This window comes from Pseudobdellovibrionaceae bacterium (assembly GCA_019637875.1).
In the GTDB taxonomy this organism is placed as follows: domain Bacteria; phylum Bdellovibrionota; class Bdellovibrionia; order Bdellovibrionales; family Bdellovibrionaceae; genus JAHBUW01.
Window position 1 is genome coordinate 104562 of record JAHBUW010000010.1, and the last position, 16013, is coordinate 120574.

A 16013-nucleotide genomic window follows, 5' to 3' on the forward strand; every position below is an offset into this window, starting at 1 on the left:
GCAATCCTATCCTTGGGTGGCCACCGATCCCCAACCGACCGCGCTACTTACTGACTTCCCAGAAACTCCCCTGGGTCGTGTCCGAGATGCTGATGCCTTTGTCGGTCAGGAGCTTCCTCAGCTCGTCCGACTTCGCGAAGTCCTTGGCGTTGCGGGCCTCCGCACGTTCTTTCACAATGAGCTCGATTTCGGCTCTGTCCAGATTCATACGCTTCAAAAGACGATTGTCGAGATCCGTCAGAAACTGTGCGGGCGGCTCGGCGAAAACGGACATCAAACGCCCATAATTGGACGCGAAATTCCGGAAGCCCACGGCCGTCCCCATGACGGCCGCGTTCACCTTCATCCCCCGGCGCACTTTCGCGTTGAAAGCCCGGACGATCTCGAACAGCCGCGCGATCCCTTCCGCCGAGTTGAAATCGTCATCGAACGAATGCGACGCCTTTTCCCAGGCCTCCGCCATCGTTTTCGAAAAGTCCGCGGGCACCGCCGCGTCCTCGGTCAGGCCCGCCGCCTTGCCGTCCGCGATCAGACTCTCGGCCAACGCCAACGCCGAGTAGACCCGCGCCAGACCCGCAATGGCCTGGTCGACGGCCTCTTCACCGAGGTCCAGCGTCGAGCGGTAATGCACGCTCATCATCATGAACTTCAGGATCTCCGGATTGTACTCATCCATGAAGCCGCGCGCGGTTTTGATGTTCCCGATGGACTTCGACATTTTCGCGCCGCCGAAGTTGATCATATTGTTGTGCATCCAGTACTTCACGTATTGGTGCCCGGACGCCCCTTCCGACTGCGCGATTTCGTTCTCGTGGTGGGGGAAGATCAGATCCATCCCGCCGCCGTGAATGTCGATCGACTCACCTAGATGCTTGCGCACCATGGCCGAGCACTCGATGTGCCAGCCCGGACGCCCTTGGCCCCACGGCGAATCCCACGAGGGCTCGCCGGGTTTCGCCGCTTTCCACAAAGCGAAATCCAAAGGATCGCGCTTTTTCTCGTCCACTTCCACCCGCGTCCCGCTCATCATATCGTCGATGTTGCGGTGACTGAGTTTGCCGTAGCCCTCGAACGAGCGAACCGCGAAGTTCACGTCTTTCCCCAGCGAGGTTCCCTCGGTGACGTAGGCTTTGCCGCCCTCGATCAGCTGACCGACCAGCGAGCGGATCTCATCCATCGTCTCGGTCACCTTGGGGTTCGCGTCGTGTTTGCGCAGCTTCAGACGACCGAAGTCTTTTTCGAACTCTTCGATGTACTGCTTCGCCACGTCGGCCGAATCGCGATTCTCTTTCAGCGCGCGGTTGATGATCTTGTCGTCCACGTCGGTGTAGTTGTAGACGAAGTTCACCTTGTAGCCGCGTTCTTCCAGCCATTGGCGCACGAAATTGTAAACGATGACGCCGCGGAAATTCCCGACGTGCAAAAGATCGTAAACCGTGGGGCCGCAGCAGTACATCTGCACCACCGGCGCGTTGCGGGGCTCGAAAGCCTCGCGCGATTTGGTCATGGAGTTGTAGATCGTGATTCCCATGGTCTTACCCCATCTTCGCCAGGCACTGCTCGGCCCGCGCGATCAAACTCGCCTTTTTCATCAACGGAACGAGGATCTGTAATTCCGTGCCGTGGGGTTTACCGATGACGGCCACCCGAATCGGCATGAACAGGTTTTTCCCCTTCACCGCCGCTTTCACCTTCACTTCGTCTTGCACTTTCGCGAAGTCCTCGGCACTCAGCTCCTCTTGCGGAAGCGCCTTCAGTCCGGCGATCCAGGCTTCGAAGACGGCCTTCGATTGCGGCCAAGTGAAGACCTCGTCCGCTTCAGGCAAAATCGCGTAGCTGCCGTCCGCCAAAGGACGGTACAGCTCGACCGCGTCCACCATGGTCTCAAGCTTCGGGCGGAAAGTTTCCACCGAGCGGCTCTGCCACGCGGGATCCGCCGGCAACTGCAGTCCGGCCTCTTTCAGAAACGGCGCGATCTCGCCCCAGATTTTCTCGTTCGACAGCGCCCGCAGATGCACCGAGTTCATCCATTTGAGCTTCACGGCATCAAACACCGCGCCCGCAGGATTGAAACGATCCAGCGAGAACGAGTCGACCAGCTCTTGCGCGGACATCACTTCTTTCCCGTCCGGATGCGACCAGCCCAGCAACGCGACGAAATTCGAAAGCGCCTCGGGCAGATAACCTTCGCCCTTGAACTCGTGGCACGAGGTCGCGCCCTTGCGCTTCGAGAGTTTCTTGCGGTCCTCATCCAGGATCAAAGACAGATGCCCGAAGTGCGGCTGCGCCCAGCCCATCGCCTCGTAGATCATCATCTGACGGAGCGTATTGGACAGATGCTCTTCCGCGCGCAGAACGTGCGTGATCTTCATCATGTGATCGTCGACGACGCAGCAGAAGTTGTAGACCGGCATGCCGCCCGAGCGGAGCAGCACGAAATCCCCCACCATATCCGACGGGAATTTGACCTCGCCGCGCACGATGTCCTGGAAGATATAGTCCTTCTTCAGCTCCTTCGTCCGGAAACGCACGACGGCCTTTCCGCCCTCGGCGATCTTGGCGAGCGCCTTGTCCAGCGGCCAATCGGCGTAGGGGGAGTTCACGTGGGCGTAGGTCCCCGCCTTCATCGCGGCCTCGCGCTGGGCTTCGATCTCGGCGTCCGTCATAAAGCAGTAGTAGGCCTTCCCCGATTGAATCAGACCGTCGGCGATCTCTTTGTAGATGTTTTGGCGCGCGCTTTGGCGATAGGGACCGTAGGGTCCCACGTCAGCCAAGGTGTTCGCATCGGGGCCTTCATCCCACTTGAAGCCCAGCCAGTCCAAATCCTCGATCACCATCTTGAGCGACTCGACCGTCGAGCGGGCCTCGTCGGTGTCTTCGATCCGCAGGATGAACTTGCCGCCGGTTTTGCGCGCGTAGAGGTAATTGTAGAGTGCGGTCCGCGCACCGCCGACATGCAAATAACCGGTGGGGCTCGGCGCGAAACGCAGGCGCGTCTCGCTTGAAATGGCGGGGTTCGGCGGGAACGAATTCGGTGTGCTCACGGTGGGCTCTCTCCAGAGATGGAAACCAAAAGAGAGAGCTTAAAACGCGGCCCCGGGCTTTGGCAAAGTCTGAGGCACTCCGTCTGGGATTAACGCTCATCCAGCCTCGCGGATGAGGCAAAGAAGTGCTCATCCGCAGACCTGATGAGCCAAAAAACAAAGGGCCGGTTTTCACCAGCCCTTTCGAGTTCAAATTCTATTTTTTGGCTTACAAACCGAAGATGGCCCGGACATCGTCCTGCGAGGTCAGCTCGTTTTTATCCACCGCGAGCGAAAGTTCCTTCATCAGGAGCTTGCGGGCGGTATCGAGCATATTGCGCTCGCCGTAAGAGAGCTCTTTGTCGACTTTCAGCAGGAACAGATCGCGCAAAACTTCAGCGATTTCGTAAACGGAGCCGGTTTTGATCTTCTCCATATACTCGCGGTAGCGGCGGTTCCAGGTCTGATTGTCGATTTTGACATCGGTCATCTTCAAGATTTCGATGACTTTCGTCGCTTCTTCTTTAGAGATGATCGGGCGAAGGCCCACGCGACTGACTCCCGACTTGGGAACCATCACGCGCATGCCGGTATCGCGGATCTGTACGATATAGAAATCACAGCGGTTTCCGGAGATCTCTTTCGATTCGACGGCGACCACTTCGCCGACGCCATGTCCAGGATAGACGGCGTTGTCGCCCACGTTGAATTCCACGGGACCCGCGGGAGCGGGCCGCATGCGTTCGCGTTGTGAGCGCTCACGCAGGACTTTTTCTTTGGGACTCGGTCTGGTCATCTGCACCCCTTTAACTCTTGCCCCGGCCCCTTAAAAAATCACCCCGGCCAGGTGCAAGTACCCATGAAGATTGGACGTCATGCGCGAAGGGAGGTTTAACAGGTTTGACACAACAAATCAAACGACCCAGCGGAGTGTCAGCCGATTTGCGGCATGATGATGACTTTTTTCAGGGCATTTATGGAAAAAAAGTAGGTCCGAACGAGTCGGACCTACTGAGAACGAAATAAACGGGCTTACAGAAGAGCCGACAGGACGAGCGCGAACGGCTGCTTTCCTGCATTCCCCATGGGGATGTTTTGGCCACGGACGCGGACGATGTAAGCGCCGGCCGGAGCTTTTTTGAGCTCGATCATCGCGTTGTTGTTCAGGCTGTCGGTGTTCGACAGGTGACCCCCGGGTCCCGAAACCTCGAGATCCAAGTTGTTCACGAGCGCACGCGAAGCCGACGGGGTTCCCGGCGCATCGGCGTAAACCAAATTCACCAGCAGAGTCTCGCCCGCGTTCACGTTGATCCGGTACTCCATGACTTCGCCGGTGCCGAGGCCCGTCTTCTCGTCGATCATTTGCGTTTGTGCGCCGAGCTTTCCCAGCATCGCCATGTCCGAACGACCGTAACCTTGGTTGTTGTCGGGACGCGGTTTCAGCTCTTGTTTAGGTCCGGTCCCGTATTGACCGGGTGCCAAGTCCACCGCCGTATGCAGAAGAACCGCTTTCACGAGCGCGCCCGAAGGACGAGCCATGTTGTAGCGCGTACGCAGCACTTCGCGCGCGATGGCGGCTCCACCCGCGACGAGCGGTGTCGACATCGAGGTTCCACCCGAATAGACGTACTCGTCGTTGTAGGCGCCCCACAGAAGTTGCGCGGTGGGTGTCTTCGACTTTGCCGACAGGATGTTCGAGCCGGGTCCCACGATTTCGGGTTTCAAACGACCGTCCGAGGTCGGGCCGCGCGAGCTGAACACCGAGATCCCGTTCGCATCGTCCGACAATTTCGAACTCGAGATGGGCTCTGCGGGCCAGCTCTCTTTCGCCGAACGCAGTTCGCCGATTTTCGCCTGGATACCGCCGGTCAGATTGTAGTTTTCCGAAGCGCCCACGGTGAGCGAGTTCTTCGATGTGCCGGGCGAGCTGATCGAGCCCAGATCGATGATGCCGTCCGCGTTTTTATCCACGCCCGAGTTGCCGGCCGCGAAGATCGGCAGAAATTCCGGATTTTTCCAGACGTAGTCGTCCACCTGCGCCGCCATCGCGTCGTAGGCGCCCAGATTGCGCGGCGAACCCCACGAGTTCGAGTGCAGGCGCGCGCCGTCGTTGAACGCGGGCTGGAACATTTTGTCGAGCTTGGGGGGAACGGTCAGATTGTCGATCAAAGGACTCCACATCCCTTGCGGCATCAGCATCGCGTCGTACGCGCCGCCTTTGAACACGCCTTTGGAAGCGGTTCCGCGACCCGCGATCGAACCCGCAACGTGCGTACCGTGACCCATGGGATCGGACCAATCCTTCGCGCCGATGCCGAGGATTTGCCCCGACTTGATCCCGCCACGAAATTCCATCGAGACGGTGTCGATGGCGCCCATGTCGAGGCCCGTGTCCGCGAAGCTGACGATCTCGCCCTGACCGGAAAGACCTTGGGCCCAGACGGCTTCGAAGTTCATCACTTTGGTGCCGGTTTCGAAACCGGTGACGTCGGTGTAATCGCCTTTGCCCGCGGCCATCGCGACGATATCCGTGCCGAGGTTCATGTGCATCGCTTCGACCTGGGGAGCCTCTTCGATGTTCTCGACGCCGGGAAGTTTCGCGATCTCGACGATCTTCTCGACTTCCGCCAAAGCGTCGAGCGTGCGGCCTTCAACCTTGTGGTTGATGCTCATGCGGCGCAGATCCGCCGACAGACGCTGCGCCGAGGTCTCGTCGAACGCCATCACCCACAGACGCAAGGGTCGTTTCTTCTCGCCGTCGGCGAGAAACGCGCGCGCCGCGATCTTCTTCGCGAGCTCCGAATCGATTTTCCATTGGGGCTGCCATGCGGCCGAGCCGATGACTTTCTGCGCTTGGATCAGCTCCAGGCTGCGTCCGTCACCGCGAACGAGGAAACCGTTCGGCGGCAGGTAGCGCAGGATTTCCAGGCCGTGGGCCTTCATCTCGCGACGGGTTTCCGGACGCAGCAGGTCGCCGAACTGGATCACCCATTCGCGATTTTCGTTTTTCTGCAACAGGAGTCCGCGGTTTTCGCGGCTGAGTTCAACCTTCTGGCCCCGGATTTCAAGCGCCGCTTGCGCCTGCAGTCCGACCAGCATGAGCGTTGTCGCGACGAGCGCGCGACCGAACGACCGTGTCATCATAGTTCCCCCTCCGTGGTGGAATTGAGTTGTCGGGAACAAGTCGAGTCGGCTTTGCCGGGCCGGTCAATTTTTTTCGGCTTCAACGGCCTCGCGCAGCGCACCGGCGGTCCGCTGCAGCAAGATTTCGAGCCCCACGCGCATCGGCCAGCTGAGCGCGCGGTCCTTCGCGCTCCAGCCTTCGATTCTCACCAGCGTTTGACCCGCGCCGAAACTCGGCACGCCCTCGCCGCGCGCGAACTGCGCCTCGGGCGAACGCAGTTCGAGTTCGGCGGTGAAGGGAACGATGTCGCCTTCAAGGACCGTGAACTCCACACGGGGATTTTGGGGATGGGGTTTGGGGACCGCACGACCGCGCAGGGTGTAGTCGATCGTCAGGATTTCGATCCGCATTTTCACTTCGCCCGTCTCTTGATTCCAGGTGAAGTCCTTGAGGAAGCGGCTCGTGCTTTTGATCTTCTCCGGATCGGTCGCGAAGGCCCAAACTTTATCGAGGGGTTTTTTCGCAAGGCCCACACCTTTCGAAACGGTGCGGCCGTCCTCATTCTTCGCGGAGACCAGAATCTGGCGCTGCTCCGTCATTTTCTTCCAGAGCTTCGCGTCTTTTTCCCAAAAATCGAGGGCGAGAGCCGCTCTAGCTCCGACGCTCGCAAATAATAAAAAGAGGAACAAGATCCGCGCCATCATCCGCGGTCACGATAGCACGGGAGAATGGCTTAATAAAGAGATGTACGCTAGAATAGGGGCGATGGATTGGAAGACGACGGACTCGATTCAACTTGTCGAAAGCGGCCTCGTCGCTTTGCGAGGTTTTTGGCCGAAGAAGGTCGTCGCGCCCGTTCGCGAAAAAGTGATGAGTGAACTTGAGCGCGTCAAGATCCGCCAAAACGGGAAATGGGTCGCCGGGAAACTCGATGCGATGCCGGTCTTTCAGCGCAGCGGAGCCCTCAGCCAAATGGTGAGCGTCGGTCCAGAGTTCAAGCGCCTCTTCGATCAGGAATTGCGTGAGGTTCTGAATCTCGCGGCCGACGGACCGCTCCTTCCGCAGACGCCGACGCCGCAACTTCTGCTCTCGCTCCCGAACAAAGAGGCGTGGCACGTACCGACGATGAATTGGCATTTGGATCTCAAAGTTCCGCACGATTTTTCTTCGCCGGGACTGCAAGCTTTCGTCCTGATCGACGACCTGGTCCCGCGCGGGGGCGCAACGCTCGCGATCGCGGGTTCGCACCGTTTGCATGAACTCGCCCGTGAGGGTGGCGCGCACCATATCTTACGTCAGCACGCGCAGCTTTCGGCACTTTACGATGCCCGACGCGCGACGGAGCTTGAGGTCGGCAAAACCTATGACGTGAACGGCATTCCGGTTGCGATTCAAGAAATGAGCGGACGCGCGGGCGACGTGTTCGTGATGGACCTGCGGGTACTGCACTCCCCGTCCCTCAACGCTTCGAAAAATGTACGGATGATGGGAACGAACCGCTACTTGAGGTGAGCCAAGGCTCCCGCATTCCCCAAACTCGTGAAGAGCTTCCGGTCCGCGGCCTTCAAAGGAACGGTCTGACCCGAGTTGAGCAATTTCAACTGATCGACCAGGGCCTTTGAGTATGGAGCCGCGAAAACCTGACCCGCAAACCCGCAACGCAATGTCCGACCCTCCACAGCCCACAGAATCGGTGAACTCGGTTGCGCGAGCCTGAGATTTTTCCCGAGACGGAATTTGGCGGCCGGTGCGACCTTAAGCCCCTGAGCGGAGAGATGACCTAACCAATACTCCCGCAGACGGCGTTCGAGCTCTTCCGCATCGAGATGTCCGAGCACTTTTGACGTTTGCGAGAGGAGAGGTGGCAAGTCCGCGACTTCCCCACTCGCCGCCGGAAAATTTTTGATCGGCGTGGCCCCCAGCTTCGCGTTCTTCCCCAGAAGGGCGCCGACGAGCGGGCCGAGGACTTCGGAGACGACTTCGGCGTGAGGTTTATCCACCCAAACGCCCAGACTCCACGTGGCCGAGAACTCACCGTCCGACTCGGCGATATGCCATGCCGACGACGGCCAGTAAGTCATGTCGCCCGGTTTCGCGGTCATGAGTTCCGACGCCTTCAGATGCTTTTTGTATTCGAATGCGCGATCAAGATCCGGATGTTTCGCACCGTATTCATTTCGCCAAAGGCGAAAACGTTTCGTCCCCGCCACCGGAAAACTGAAAACGCCGCAACCGTCGACGTGCACGCCGAAGGGCGTCTTCTTATAGTTTCCGAGGTAAAGCCCCATCTCGGCAAAGCGGTTCGGGAAACCGACGACGCGGTAAAGCTCGCGCGTGAATTCGATCAAGTGACCTTGATATTCCGCGCTCACTTGCAAGAGCTCATCGCAGACCAGACCGTAGTCCTCGAAGATCTCGTTCATACGTTCGTGATAACCCTGCAGCGACGCGTCCGCCTTCTCGGGCAGAAGCTCCAAGACTTCGTCCTCATGAAGTTTCGCCCCATCGACGTAGAACTTGAATCCGGCCGAGTCGCCCCGCGCCCGGCACAGGTCCGCGAATTTCACCAAAAGCTCAAAGACCGCGGCGGCGTCCATCTTGCGTAGCGGAGTGCCCACGTCTTTCAGCAAGAGAGGTTTTTTCTCCCAATGTTTCGCCGCGAAGTTCTTCCAGAATTGAGAGTTGAGGGATGTCATGGGCTCCTAACCGATCGAGGCGAGCGCCGCCGGACCATGCGCTTTGAGAAGATATTCACGCAGCGGAAGATGCTCGGGCTTCATCAATGAGGGGTCTTTCTCCAGAATTGCGAAGGCGGCCTCGCGGGCGTCCTGCAAAATTTCGATGTCGCGCACCAGATGCGCCATCTGGAAACCCGGAAGCCCCGACTGGCGCGTCCCCATAAATTCACCGGGGCCGCGCAGTTCCAGATCGAATTCGGAAATTTTGAAACCGTCGGTGGTCTTTTCCAGAAACGAGGTCCGCTCGTAGGCTTCCGTCGACACCGCGTGGCCCAAGATGAAGATGCAGAAGCTTTTGTGCTCACCCCGGCCGACCCGTCCGCGCAGCTGGTGCAGTTGCGAAAGACCAAAGCGCTCGGAGTGTTCCACCAGCATGATGTTCGCGTTCGGCACGTCGACCCCGACTTCGATGACCGTCGTCGAGACCAGAACTTGAATTTCCCCCGCGCGGAAGGCCTCCATGACGGCGTCTTTTTCGTCGGACTTCATCTTGCCGTGCAAAAGCCCGAACTTCGCGTCGGGGTACTGCTGTTTCAATTTCTCGAATTCCTCGAGCGCGTTTTTCAGATCGATCTTTTCGGATTCTTCGACGAGCGGGTACACGACGTAGGCCTGACGCCCCTTCTTGATCTGGTCCATCATGAACTTCAGGGCCTCGACGCGTTTACTTTCGTAGATGACGCGGCTTTGGATCGGCGAACGCCCCGGCGGCATTTCGTTGATGACCGAAACGTCGAGATCGCCGTAGACGGTCATCGCGAGCGTGCGCGGGATCGGCGTCGCGGTCATGACCAGAAAATGCGGCGACTCGCCTTTGCGTTTGAGCGCCGCGCGCTGCTCGACGCCGAAGCGGTGCTGCTCGTCGACGATGACGAGTCCCAGCTTTTGAAATTGGACCGCGTCCTCGATCAAAGCGTGGGTGCCGATCAGCAGTCCCGTCTTGCCCGAAATCAGTCGCTCCAGAATTTCGCGACGTTCCGCCGCCTTGGTTTTGCCGACGAGCAGATCCACGCCGATGCCCAAGGGCTCGAAGATTTCTTTCGCATTTTTGAAATGCTGTTCGGCCAAGATCTCGGTCGGCGCCATCAGCGCGGTTTGGTAACCGGCCTCGTGGGCGGTCAGCCCCGCCAGGAAAGCGACCACCGTTTTACCGCTGCCGACGTCCCCCTGCACCATCCGGTGCATGGGCTTCGCGCGCTCCAGGTCCGCGCGAATCTGTTCGAAGACCTTGGTTTGCGCTCCCGTCAGCGCGAAAGGCAAAGCGGCCAGGGCTTTTCCGACGAGCTCGCCCGAGGTGCGCAGCGCCGGACCTTTTTCGGCCTGCAGTCCCGCCTTGCGCGCGGCCAGATAAAGTTCCAGCCAGAAGAACTCTTCGAAGATGAGCCGTTTCTGCGCGGCCGCGCGGAAGTTGAAATACAGTGCGGCCTCTTCGTGGGGCGGATTGTGGATCTGGTAAAGGGCGTGGCTGCGCGGGATCAAACCGTACTTCGCCATCAGCTCTTGCGGAAAAACCTCGGGGCCGTAGGTCTCTTCGGTCAGCTGCGACATCGCCGCCTTGATCAAGCGACCGATGCGGGCCGAGGTGACGCTTTCGATTTCCGTATAGATCGGCAAAAGCGCGTCTTCCACTTCCTCGTCGGGAACGACGTCGCGCAGATCGGGGTGATGAAACTCCAGGCGCCCCCGGTAGTCCGTGACCGTCCCGACAACGCGGACCTCTTTCCCCCGTTCGAAACGTTCGAAGTAACCACGGTAGGGCACGCGAAAGAACTTGCAGTGAATCTGTCCCGAGGCGTCGCGCACAAGGACGTCGTAAATCTTGCGTTTCGCCTTCCCCATCTGAAAGGACGAGACGTTCACGATGGTCGCCTTCACGCTGACCAGATCGTTGGGCTTCAGCGAGGCGATATTGCGGGCCGCGCGGCGGTCTTCGTAGGTGCGCGGATAGTAGTTGAGGAGGTCCTCGACCGTATGCAAACCGCGTTTCCCAAGTTGGGATCCGAGGGCCGGGCCTACGCCTTTGAGGTATTGAATTTCAGTGGTGCGTCTCAGATCCGGCGGCATTTGTGAAAAACTAATCCCCGCCCGGACTTTTGTCCACCGCTCACCCGGACCGCCCCGCAAAAATGAGGCAGGATTTGCCTTCCGGACGTACAATTAAAGTCATGGAAACGACTGGCTATTTCAAGGTCCGCATCAACAGCTTGATCCCCGATAAACAGCTGCCGTTCAACCTTTACCTGCGCCTGAATTCGAAGCTCACGATGTACCTGCGTGCGGGCGACAAAATTCAGAAAGAAAAGCTCCTCTTATTGAACCGCAAGGATACCGGCGAAAGCTTTTTCATCCCCGATTCCGAACGGGCCGCGTTCAAAGCCTTCGTGCACAGCCAGATCATGTCCTCGGAACTCGGAGTGCGTGAAAAAGCCATGGTCCTTCGCGAATCCTCGATGACCTTGATGGAGGAACTCTACGAGCATCCCGATGTCAATCAGGCGCTCGCCAATTCGCAACCTTTGATTCAAGACTTCATTCAGTTCATGGACACGAACCCCCACGGGATGTCCGAGCTGATCTCGCTCTCGTCCCATGATTTCTATACGTATAACCACTCCCTTGACGTCGGCATCTACTCGTTGGGTTTGGCGGACGCGGTGGGCTTTAAAGGCAAAGAGCTGGAAGACATGGGCGTGGCCGCCCTTTTCCACGACATCGGCAAACGCCAGATCTCGCTCGACATCTTGTGCAAAAAGGGCGGACTGAACGACGCCGAATGGGCGCAGATGCAAAAACATCCGCAGTACGGTCTCGCGATCTTGAACGAAATGTCCAACGCGACCGACGGCGTGAAAGCGGCCTGCTTCGAACACCACGAATCCTGGGCCGGCAACGGCTATCCTCAGCAGCTCATCGGCGACGAGATCCACCCGTTCGCGCGGATCGTCGCGCTGACCGACACCTACGATGCGATGACGACCCAGCGTTCCTACAACGTGCCGCTCGCGCCGATCGACGCCGTGACCATGATGAAAGAGAAACTCGCCGGTCGTTACGATCCCGAGATGCTCAAAGCGCTCTATGATGTCCTGTTCCGTTTGAAGAAGGTGGCCTGATGTTCATGCGTAAGATTCTCTTCGTTGTGTCTTTGACCGCGCTCGCGCTTTTGCCGCGCCTGGAAACGCGGGCCGCGCTCGAGATCGTCGAGCCCGCCGCCCTCTGCGACCGTTTCGAGAAGAAGGCCGACGAAAAGAAGTGCCTGAACTTCGTGAACACGAAAAAACCCGACACTTACGTCGCTTCGACCTGCCAGTCGCTCGACGACAACAAACTCTTCATGCAGTGCTTGGAGTTCGCAACGAAAGCCGAAATCGATCCGCGTGAGCTCGAAACCTGCGCGCAAGAGGATCTGTCCGACCAAGAGCGCATGAGCTGCTTGCGCAAAACGGCCGATAAAAAAGGCCCGAAGTTTCAACGCATGCCCGCTCAGTTTGAGGGCAGCACGAAAAAAAGCCCGGGCAAAAAACGCTGAGGCGACTTCGCCTCACCGGGCGCCACGGCTCGTCTTGACGGGCAATTCTCCCTACTTCTGTCCCTTCCGCACCCGAATTCCGACGAATCCGAGATGGCCCAGCCATTGCTCTTTCTGTCGTTCGTAGCGGTCGCGAGATGCGATTCGCGCGAACCTCAACGAAGGAGAGCCACATGGGCATCAAAGACGACGTGAAAGGCAAAGTAAAAGAAGTGAAAGGCAAAGTCCGCGAACAGTGGGGCCAAGCCACCAACGATCCCAAACAAGTGATCAAAGGCAACATCGAGCAGGGTCTCGGTAAAGCCCAACAGGCCGTCTCGGACCTGAAAGACAAAGCCTCGAAAACTTTCAACGACACCGTCGCGAAAGTGAAAAACCCCGAGAACCCCACTTACGATCGTGAAGTCCCCGGCGTCGTCGACCCGATGGCTTCCAACAAACGCAACATCTAGTCAATTCACTGAGCCTGAGTTGATTTCGACCGCCGCACCTCGAAGGGGTGCGGCGTTTTTGAGAGACCAAACCCCACAACGGAGGACTGAAATGAAATCGATGAAATCCATGATCGCGATCACCGCACTGATGATCGCTCCCGCATTCGCCCATGCCGAAACGACGACCACGGAAAAAGCCGGTCAGGTCGTTGAAGACGTGAAAGACGGCGCCAAAAAAGGTGTCCGCAACATGAAAGACGCCACTTGCGAAATGATCAACGGCAAGATGGAGTGCGCGGGCAAAAAAGCGAAACACAAGCTGCAAAATGCCGGCGACAAAGTGAAAAACAAAGCGGGTGAAGTGCAAGACGCGGTCGACACCAACTAAAGTGGTGTTAGGCGGATTTTTTCGCGAGTTTCCGACGCCAGTACTCACGCAAGGCCGGACAGATCTCGCGATTTTGCGTGAGCCGCCGATGGGCTTCCGCGTGTGCGGGATCGAGCCACTCGAGAGTTTTGATTTTTTCAAGTTCCTGAGTGGTCAGGTCCCTTGGCGCCGGACGGCCGTTCGCAAAAATCTTCCAGATCGCCATGCGCTCCCCCTTCCTTTATTGTGAGGGGGGAGCGTTTGTTTTTGAAACTCCGGCGAGGTCGGGCTCTACCGTCGTAAACCAATTGAGAGATTAAAAAGTGTTATAGCAGTTCTGCGCGGTCGTGACGCCGTCTTTGGCGCGGACGAAGTACTGGCAGCTGTACTCGTAGTAGTGCAGCGTGACCCAGATGTGACGTTCCACTTCGTCGATCTGCGCATTGTAGATGTTTTTGGTGTCGACGTAGATGTCGGCCAGACGCCCCAGCGTGCAGAGCTCTTCCGTCGAGTACTTCAGCTTTGCCGCCACGATTTCGATGGCTTTCGCGTACTCGGCGTTCTCATTATATTTGGCGCAGAAGCCACCGGCCGCCGAGGCCTGAACCGACAGTCCCAATCCCAAAGCCATGATCCAAAGCTTCAACTTCATTTTAACCCCCTGAAATGGTTGATTTTTATGCAGCATTGGATAAAACCCCGGGGGCCCCTCTGTCACCCGCCCTCCGGGGGTGGGTCCGAGATGAAAACCAAGCGCCAGAGGCCTCCTCCAGCCGCATTTACCTGTGGCGTTATTGCAAAATGCCCGGTTTTCAATTTGGCCTGCCGCTCCATGTTTGCTTCCGCGTTGGAAAATCTGTAGACCTTCTGCACCTATGAAAAGAGCTGGTAAGATTCCGCGTTTTAAAATGCAACGTCGTCTGATGACCGAACTCCCGGGCCTGGGTAAAGCTGGCGCTCTGGAACGGAAACCCTATCCTCCGGGCCAACACGGCCAACAACGGAAGAAGTTCTCCGAATTCGGTCTTCAGCTTGAAGAAAAACAGAAGATCCGCGTCCACTACGGACTGCGCGAGACTCAACTCCGTCGTTTCGTCGTCAAGGCGAAGTCGGGTTCGAGCGATAACTGGGTCGCGTCTTTGGCTTCGCTCCTTGAGCGTCGTTTGGACAACCTGGTGTTCCGCCTTGGATTCGCACCTTCGATCCCGTCGGCACGTCAGATGGTTTCGCATCGTAAGGTCATGGTTAACGGCAAAATCGTTAACGTGAAATCTTACGTCGCGAAAGTTGGTGATGTGATCACCCTGACTCAACGCGGACTGGAAGGCCAAGACTTCCTGAAGGCGCAGATGGCTCCCCGTCTGACTCTGCCGAACTACCTCACCGTTGAAAAAGCGGATGCGGGCGTCACCGGTAAAGTCATCGACAGTCCGACCGTCGGCGACATTCCTTTCCCCTTCGATGCGGGAACATTCACAAGCTTCTACTCGGGACTGAAGTAATTTAAAAACCAGCTAGTAAGGTGGAGCGATCGAGCGCTCCACCCGAATGAAGAAGAGTCCTCGCGGGACTCAACTTTACCAACCAAAGGCCCCCAAAGGGGGCCTTTTTGTTTTTCCGGATCCCGGTGGGAGCCCCGAGGGTAGCATCTACTTTCCGGAAAGTAGCACGTACCGCGTGCGGTACCATCTACCGCACGCGGTACGTGGTACCCTATTTCAGGTCTTTGGGTTCGAGGAAGAGGTCGCTCGGGCCGGCGCAGGCGCAGCTCGCTTGCAGGCCGAGGTCGCGAAGGACCAGCGTCAGGTGGCCGGCCATTTCGCCGAAGGGATCGGTGACGACGACCGGAATCAGATTGGGGTTGTCGGAGCTGGGTTCGCGCGCGGCGGGTTGGGTCAAGCCGACGTCGCCCGAAGTTGCGCCCGAGAAGAGCGCGCGCAAAGCCATGGGATTCGTTTTTAGCATGCGGAACAGATCGGATTGAGTGAAGCGCACGCGCTGGGCGGCGCCGAATTGCATCTGCTGCGGCCACTTGATGTCGCGGTCTTTCACCGCCACTTCCACCAAATAGAATTTGCGGCCACTCTTCACGCGCTCGGTGAACTTCGCGCGGGTCTCGAGCAATGTTTCGTTCGCCTCGGGCTTCCAGACCGGGGCTTCTTTCGGCGGCGGGATCTCGCCCAGCTGAAGCGCGGGACGGAAATCCGCGGCGTTCTGGAAATCAGTGCGGGTCACGCCCAGATAACGGAGCGTCCACGCGAGACGTCCCTCTTCCCCTTCGCCCTCTCCGCCACGACCGAGCACGAGAACTTTGGAATCAGGCGAGATCCCCATCCGGGCCAAGCGGCGCGTGTGAAAGAAGAGATCCCCCTCGAGCGAGTTCGGACGGGGCGCGAGGCGGCGTGTGAAATCGCGCCAGTCCAGGCGCTGGGCTTGTTTGATCGGCGCGGTGGCCGCGACGAAAGCGGGACGCGCATCAAGGATGATGACCTGCTCGCCGACCGCCTGGCCATCTGCGGCCGACTCCGGAATGCCGGTGCCGGCGGGATTCTCCAGAACCGGCGTGCTTTCTGAGACCTTCGTGGGGCCGCCCGCGCAAGCGCCGAGGATCGCGACCAGCGCAGAGAGGGCAACGAATTTCATCTGAAAGGGCGTCATGGGGCCTCCTTGAAAGCCCCTTCATTTTTACGAAGGACCGCGAGAATGTAAAGACAATGGCGCCGCCGAGGGATCTAAAAACGGATCTGATCCGTGAAGGCGCAGTGATCCGAGACGCCGTCCACAAACTCATCGGCCCC

The 16013-nt window shown here is 58.4% G+C and carries 16 protein-coding genes; 6 read left to right on the top strand and 10 right to left on the bottom strand.

Going from position 1 to position 16013, the window contains the following annotated elements:
• Positions 1-43 precede the first annotated feature (43 nt).
• The 5 genes from cysS to KF767_13260 all read right to left on the bottom strand — a co-directional run bounded on the left by cysS (position 44) and on the right by KF767_13260 (position 6746).
• Positions 44-1531: a cysteine--tRNA ligase gene (gene cysS, locus KF767_13240; protein MBX3018848.1), complete on the bottom strand. Its 1488-nt coding sequence runs from the start codon at positions 1529-1531 to the stop codon at positions 44-46.
• Positions 1532-1535: 4 nt separating this feature from the next.
• Positions 1536-3008: a glutamate--tRNA ligase gene (locus tag KF767_13245; protein ID MBX3018849.1), complete on the bottom strand. Its 1473-nt coding sequence runs from the start codon at positions 3006-3008 to the stop codon at positions 1536-1538.
• Between the two features lie 244 nt (positions 3009-3252).
• Positions 3253-3762 carry a CarD family transcriptional regulator gene (locus KF767_13250; protein ID MBX3018850.1) on the bottom strand — a complete coding sequence of 170 codons (510 nt, stop codon included), beginning with the start codon at positions 3760-3762 and terminating at the stop codon, positions 3253-3255.
• Between the two features lie 293 nt (positions 3763-4055).
• On the bottom strand, positions 4056-6167 hold the full coding sequence (locus tag KF767_13255; GenBank protein MBX3018851.1) for a S8 family serine peptidase: 2112 nt from the start codon (positions 6165-6167) through the stop codon (positions 4056-4058).
• A 63-nt stretch (positions 6168-6230) separates the two neighbouring features.
• Entirely contained in the window at positions 6231-6746 is a 516-nt protein-coding gene (locus tag KF767_13260; GenBank protein ID MBX3018852.1) for a hypothetical protein, read from the bottom strand.
• A gap of 166 nt (positions 6747-6912) precedes the next feature.
• Here KF767_13260 and KF767_13265 point away from each other — a divergent pair, with 166 nt between their 5' ends.
• The gene (locus tag KF767_13265) at positions 6913-7659 is read left to right on the top strand and encodes a hypothetical protein (GenBank protein MBX3018853.1); all 747 of its coding nucleotides are present in this window, start codon (positions 6913-6915) and stop codon (positions 7657-7659) included.
• On the opposite strand, the gene KF767_13270 is transcribed toward KF767_13265, so the two are convergent.
• Positions 7647-8843 carry an RNA methylase gene (locus KF767_13270; protein MBX3018854.1) on the bottom strand — a complete coding sequence of 399 codons (1197 nt, stop codon included), beginning with the start codon at positions 8841-8843 and terminating at the stop codon, positions 7647-7649. The two genes, KF767_13265 and KF767_13270, sit on opposite strands and share 13 nt — an antisense overlap.
• A gap of 6 nt (positions 8844-8849) precedes the next feature.
• Positions 8850-10949, bottom strand: a complete 2100-nt coding sequence (recG, locus tag KF767_13275) for an ATP-dependent DNA helicase RecG (protein ID MBX3018855.1) — start codon at positions 10947-10949, stop codon at positions 8850-8852.
• Between the two features lie 101 nt (positions 10950-11050).
• On the opposite strand from recG, the gene KF767_13280 reads away from it, so the two are divergent.
• The 4 genes from KF767_13280 (at position 11051) to KF767_13295 (ending at position 13236) form a co-directional block, all read left to right on the top strand.
• Positions 11051-11998, top strand: coding sequence for an HD domain-containing protein (locus tag KF767_13280; protein ID MBX3018856.1), 948 nt, complete (start codon positions 11051-11053; stop codon positions 11996-11998).
• A 5-nt stretch (positions 11999-12003) separates the two neighbouring features.
• Positions 12004-12414, top strand: a complete 411-nt coding sequence (locus KF767_13285; GenBank protein MBX3018857.1) for a hypothetical protein — start codon at positions 12004-12006, stop codon at positions 12412-12414.
• Positions 12415-12587: 173 nt separating this feature from the next.
• On the top strand, positions 12588-12866 hold the full coding sequence (locus KF767_13290) for a CsbD family protein (GenBank protein ID MBX3018858.1): 279 nt from the start codon (positions 12588-12590) through the stop codon (positions 12864-12866).
• A gap of 91 nt (positions 12867-12957) precedes the next feature.
• On the top strand, positions 12958-13236 hold the full coding sequence (locus KF767_13295) for a hypothetical protein (protein MBX3018859.1): 279 nt from the start codon (positions 12958-12960) through the stop codon (positions 13234-13236).
• 7 nt (positions 13237-13243) lie between these two features.
• Here KF767_13295 and KF767_13300 read toward each other — a convergent pair whose 3' ends face one another.
• The gene (locus KF767_13300; GenBank protein MBX3018860.1) at positions 13244-13441 is read right to left on the bottom strand and encodes a hypothetical protein; all 198 of its coding nucleotides are present in this window, start codon (positions 13439-13441) and stop codon (positions 13244-13246) included.
• Positions 13442-13531: 90 nt separating this feature from the next.
• Complete coding sequence (locus tag KF767_13305) at positions 13532-13867, bottom strand: hypothetical protein (protein ID MBX3018861.1); 336 nt, start codon at positions 13865-13867, stop codon at positions 13532-13534.
• Between the two features lie 223 nt (positions 13868-14090).
• Here KF767_13305 and rpsD point away from each other — a divergent pair, with 223 nt between their 5' ends.
• Entirely contained in the window at positions 14091-14717 is a 627-nt protein-coding gene (gene rpsD, locus KF767_13310; protein MBX3018862.1) for a 30S ribosomal protein S4, read from the top strand.
• Between the two features lie 211 nt (positions 14718-14928).
• Here the strand turns inward: rpsD and KF767_13315 are convergent, their stop codons facing one another.
• Positions 14929-15873: a hypothetical protein gene (locus KF767_13315; GenBank protein ID MBX3018863.1), complete on the bottom strand. Its 945-nt coding sequence runs from the start codon at positions 15871-15873 to the stop codon at positions 14929-14931.
• Between the last annotated feature and the right edge of the window lie 140 nt (positions 15874-16013).

Excerpts from the sequence above, each read along its gene's own strand:
- cysS (MBX3018848.1), bottom strand. The coding sequence starts at position 1,531 with ATGGGAATCACGATCTACAACTCCATGACCAAATCGCGCGAGGCTTTC.
- KF767_13250 (MBX3018850.1), bottom strand. The coding sequence starts at position 3,762 with ATGCGGCCCGCTCCCGCGGGTCCCGTGGAATTCAACGTGGGCGACAAC.
- KF767_13255 (MBX3018851.1), bottom strand. The coding sequence starts at position 6,167 with ATGATGACACGGTCGTTCGGTCGCGCGCTCGTCGCGACAACGCTCATG.
- KF767_13260 (MBX3018852.1), bottom strand. The coding sequence starts at position 6,746 with ATGACGGAGCAGCGCCAGATTCTGGTCTCCGCGAAGAATGAGGACGGC.
- KF767_13265 (MBX3018853.1), top strand. The coding sequence starts at position 6,913 with ATGGATTGGAAGACGACGGACTCGATTCAACTTGTCGAAAGCGGCCTC.
- KF767_13270 (MBX3018854.1), bottom strand. The coding sequence starts at position 8,843 with ATGACATCCCTCAACTCTCAATTCTGGAAGAACTTCGCGGCGAAACAT.
- recG (MBX3018855.1), bottom strand. The coding sequence starts at position 10,949 with ATGCCGCCGGATCTGAGACGCACCACTGAAATTCAATACCTCAAAGGC.
- KF767_13280 (MBX3018856.1), top strand. The coding sequence starts at position 11,051 with ATGGAAACGACTGGCTATTTCAAGGTCCGCATCAACAGCTTGATCCCC.
- KF767_13285 (MBX3018857.1), top strand. The coding sequence starts at position 12,004 with ATGCGTAAGATTCTCTTCGTTGTGTCTTTGACCGCGCTCGCGCTTTTG.
- KF767_13290 (MBX3018858.1), top strand. The coding sequence starts at position 12,588 with ATGGGCATCAAAGACGACGTGAAAGGCAAAGTAAAAGAAGTGAAAGGC.
- KF767_13295 (MBX3018859.1), top strand. The coding sequence starts at position 12,958 with ATGAAATCGATGAAATCCATGATCGCGATCACCGCACTGATGATCGCT.
- KF767_13300 (MBX3018860.1), bottom strand. The coding sequence starts at position 13,441 with ATGGCGATCTGGAAGATTTTTGCGAACGGCCGTCCGGCGCCAAGGGAC.
- KF767_13305 (MBX3018861.1), bottom strand. The coding sequence starts at position 13,867 with ATGAAGTTGAAGCTTTGGATCATGGCTTTGGGATTGGGACTGTCGGTT.
- rpsD (MBX3018862.1), top strand. The coding sequence starts at position 14,091 with ATGAAAAGAGCTGGTAAGATTCCGCGTTTTAAAATGCAACGTCGTCTG.
- KF767_13315 (MBX3018863.1), bottom strand. The coding sequence starts at position 15,873 with ATGACGCCCTTTCAGATGAAATTCGTTGCCCTCTCTGCGCTGGTCGCG.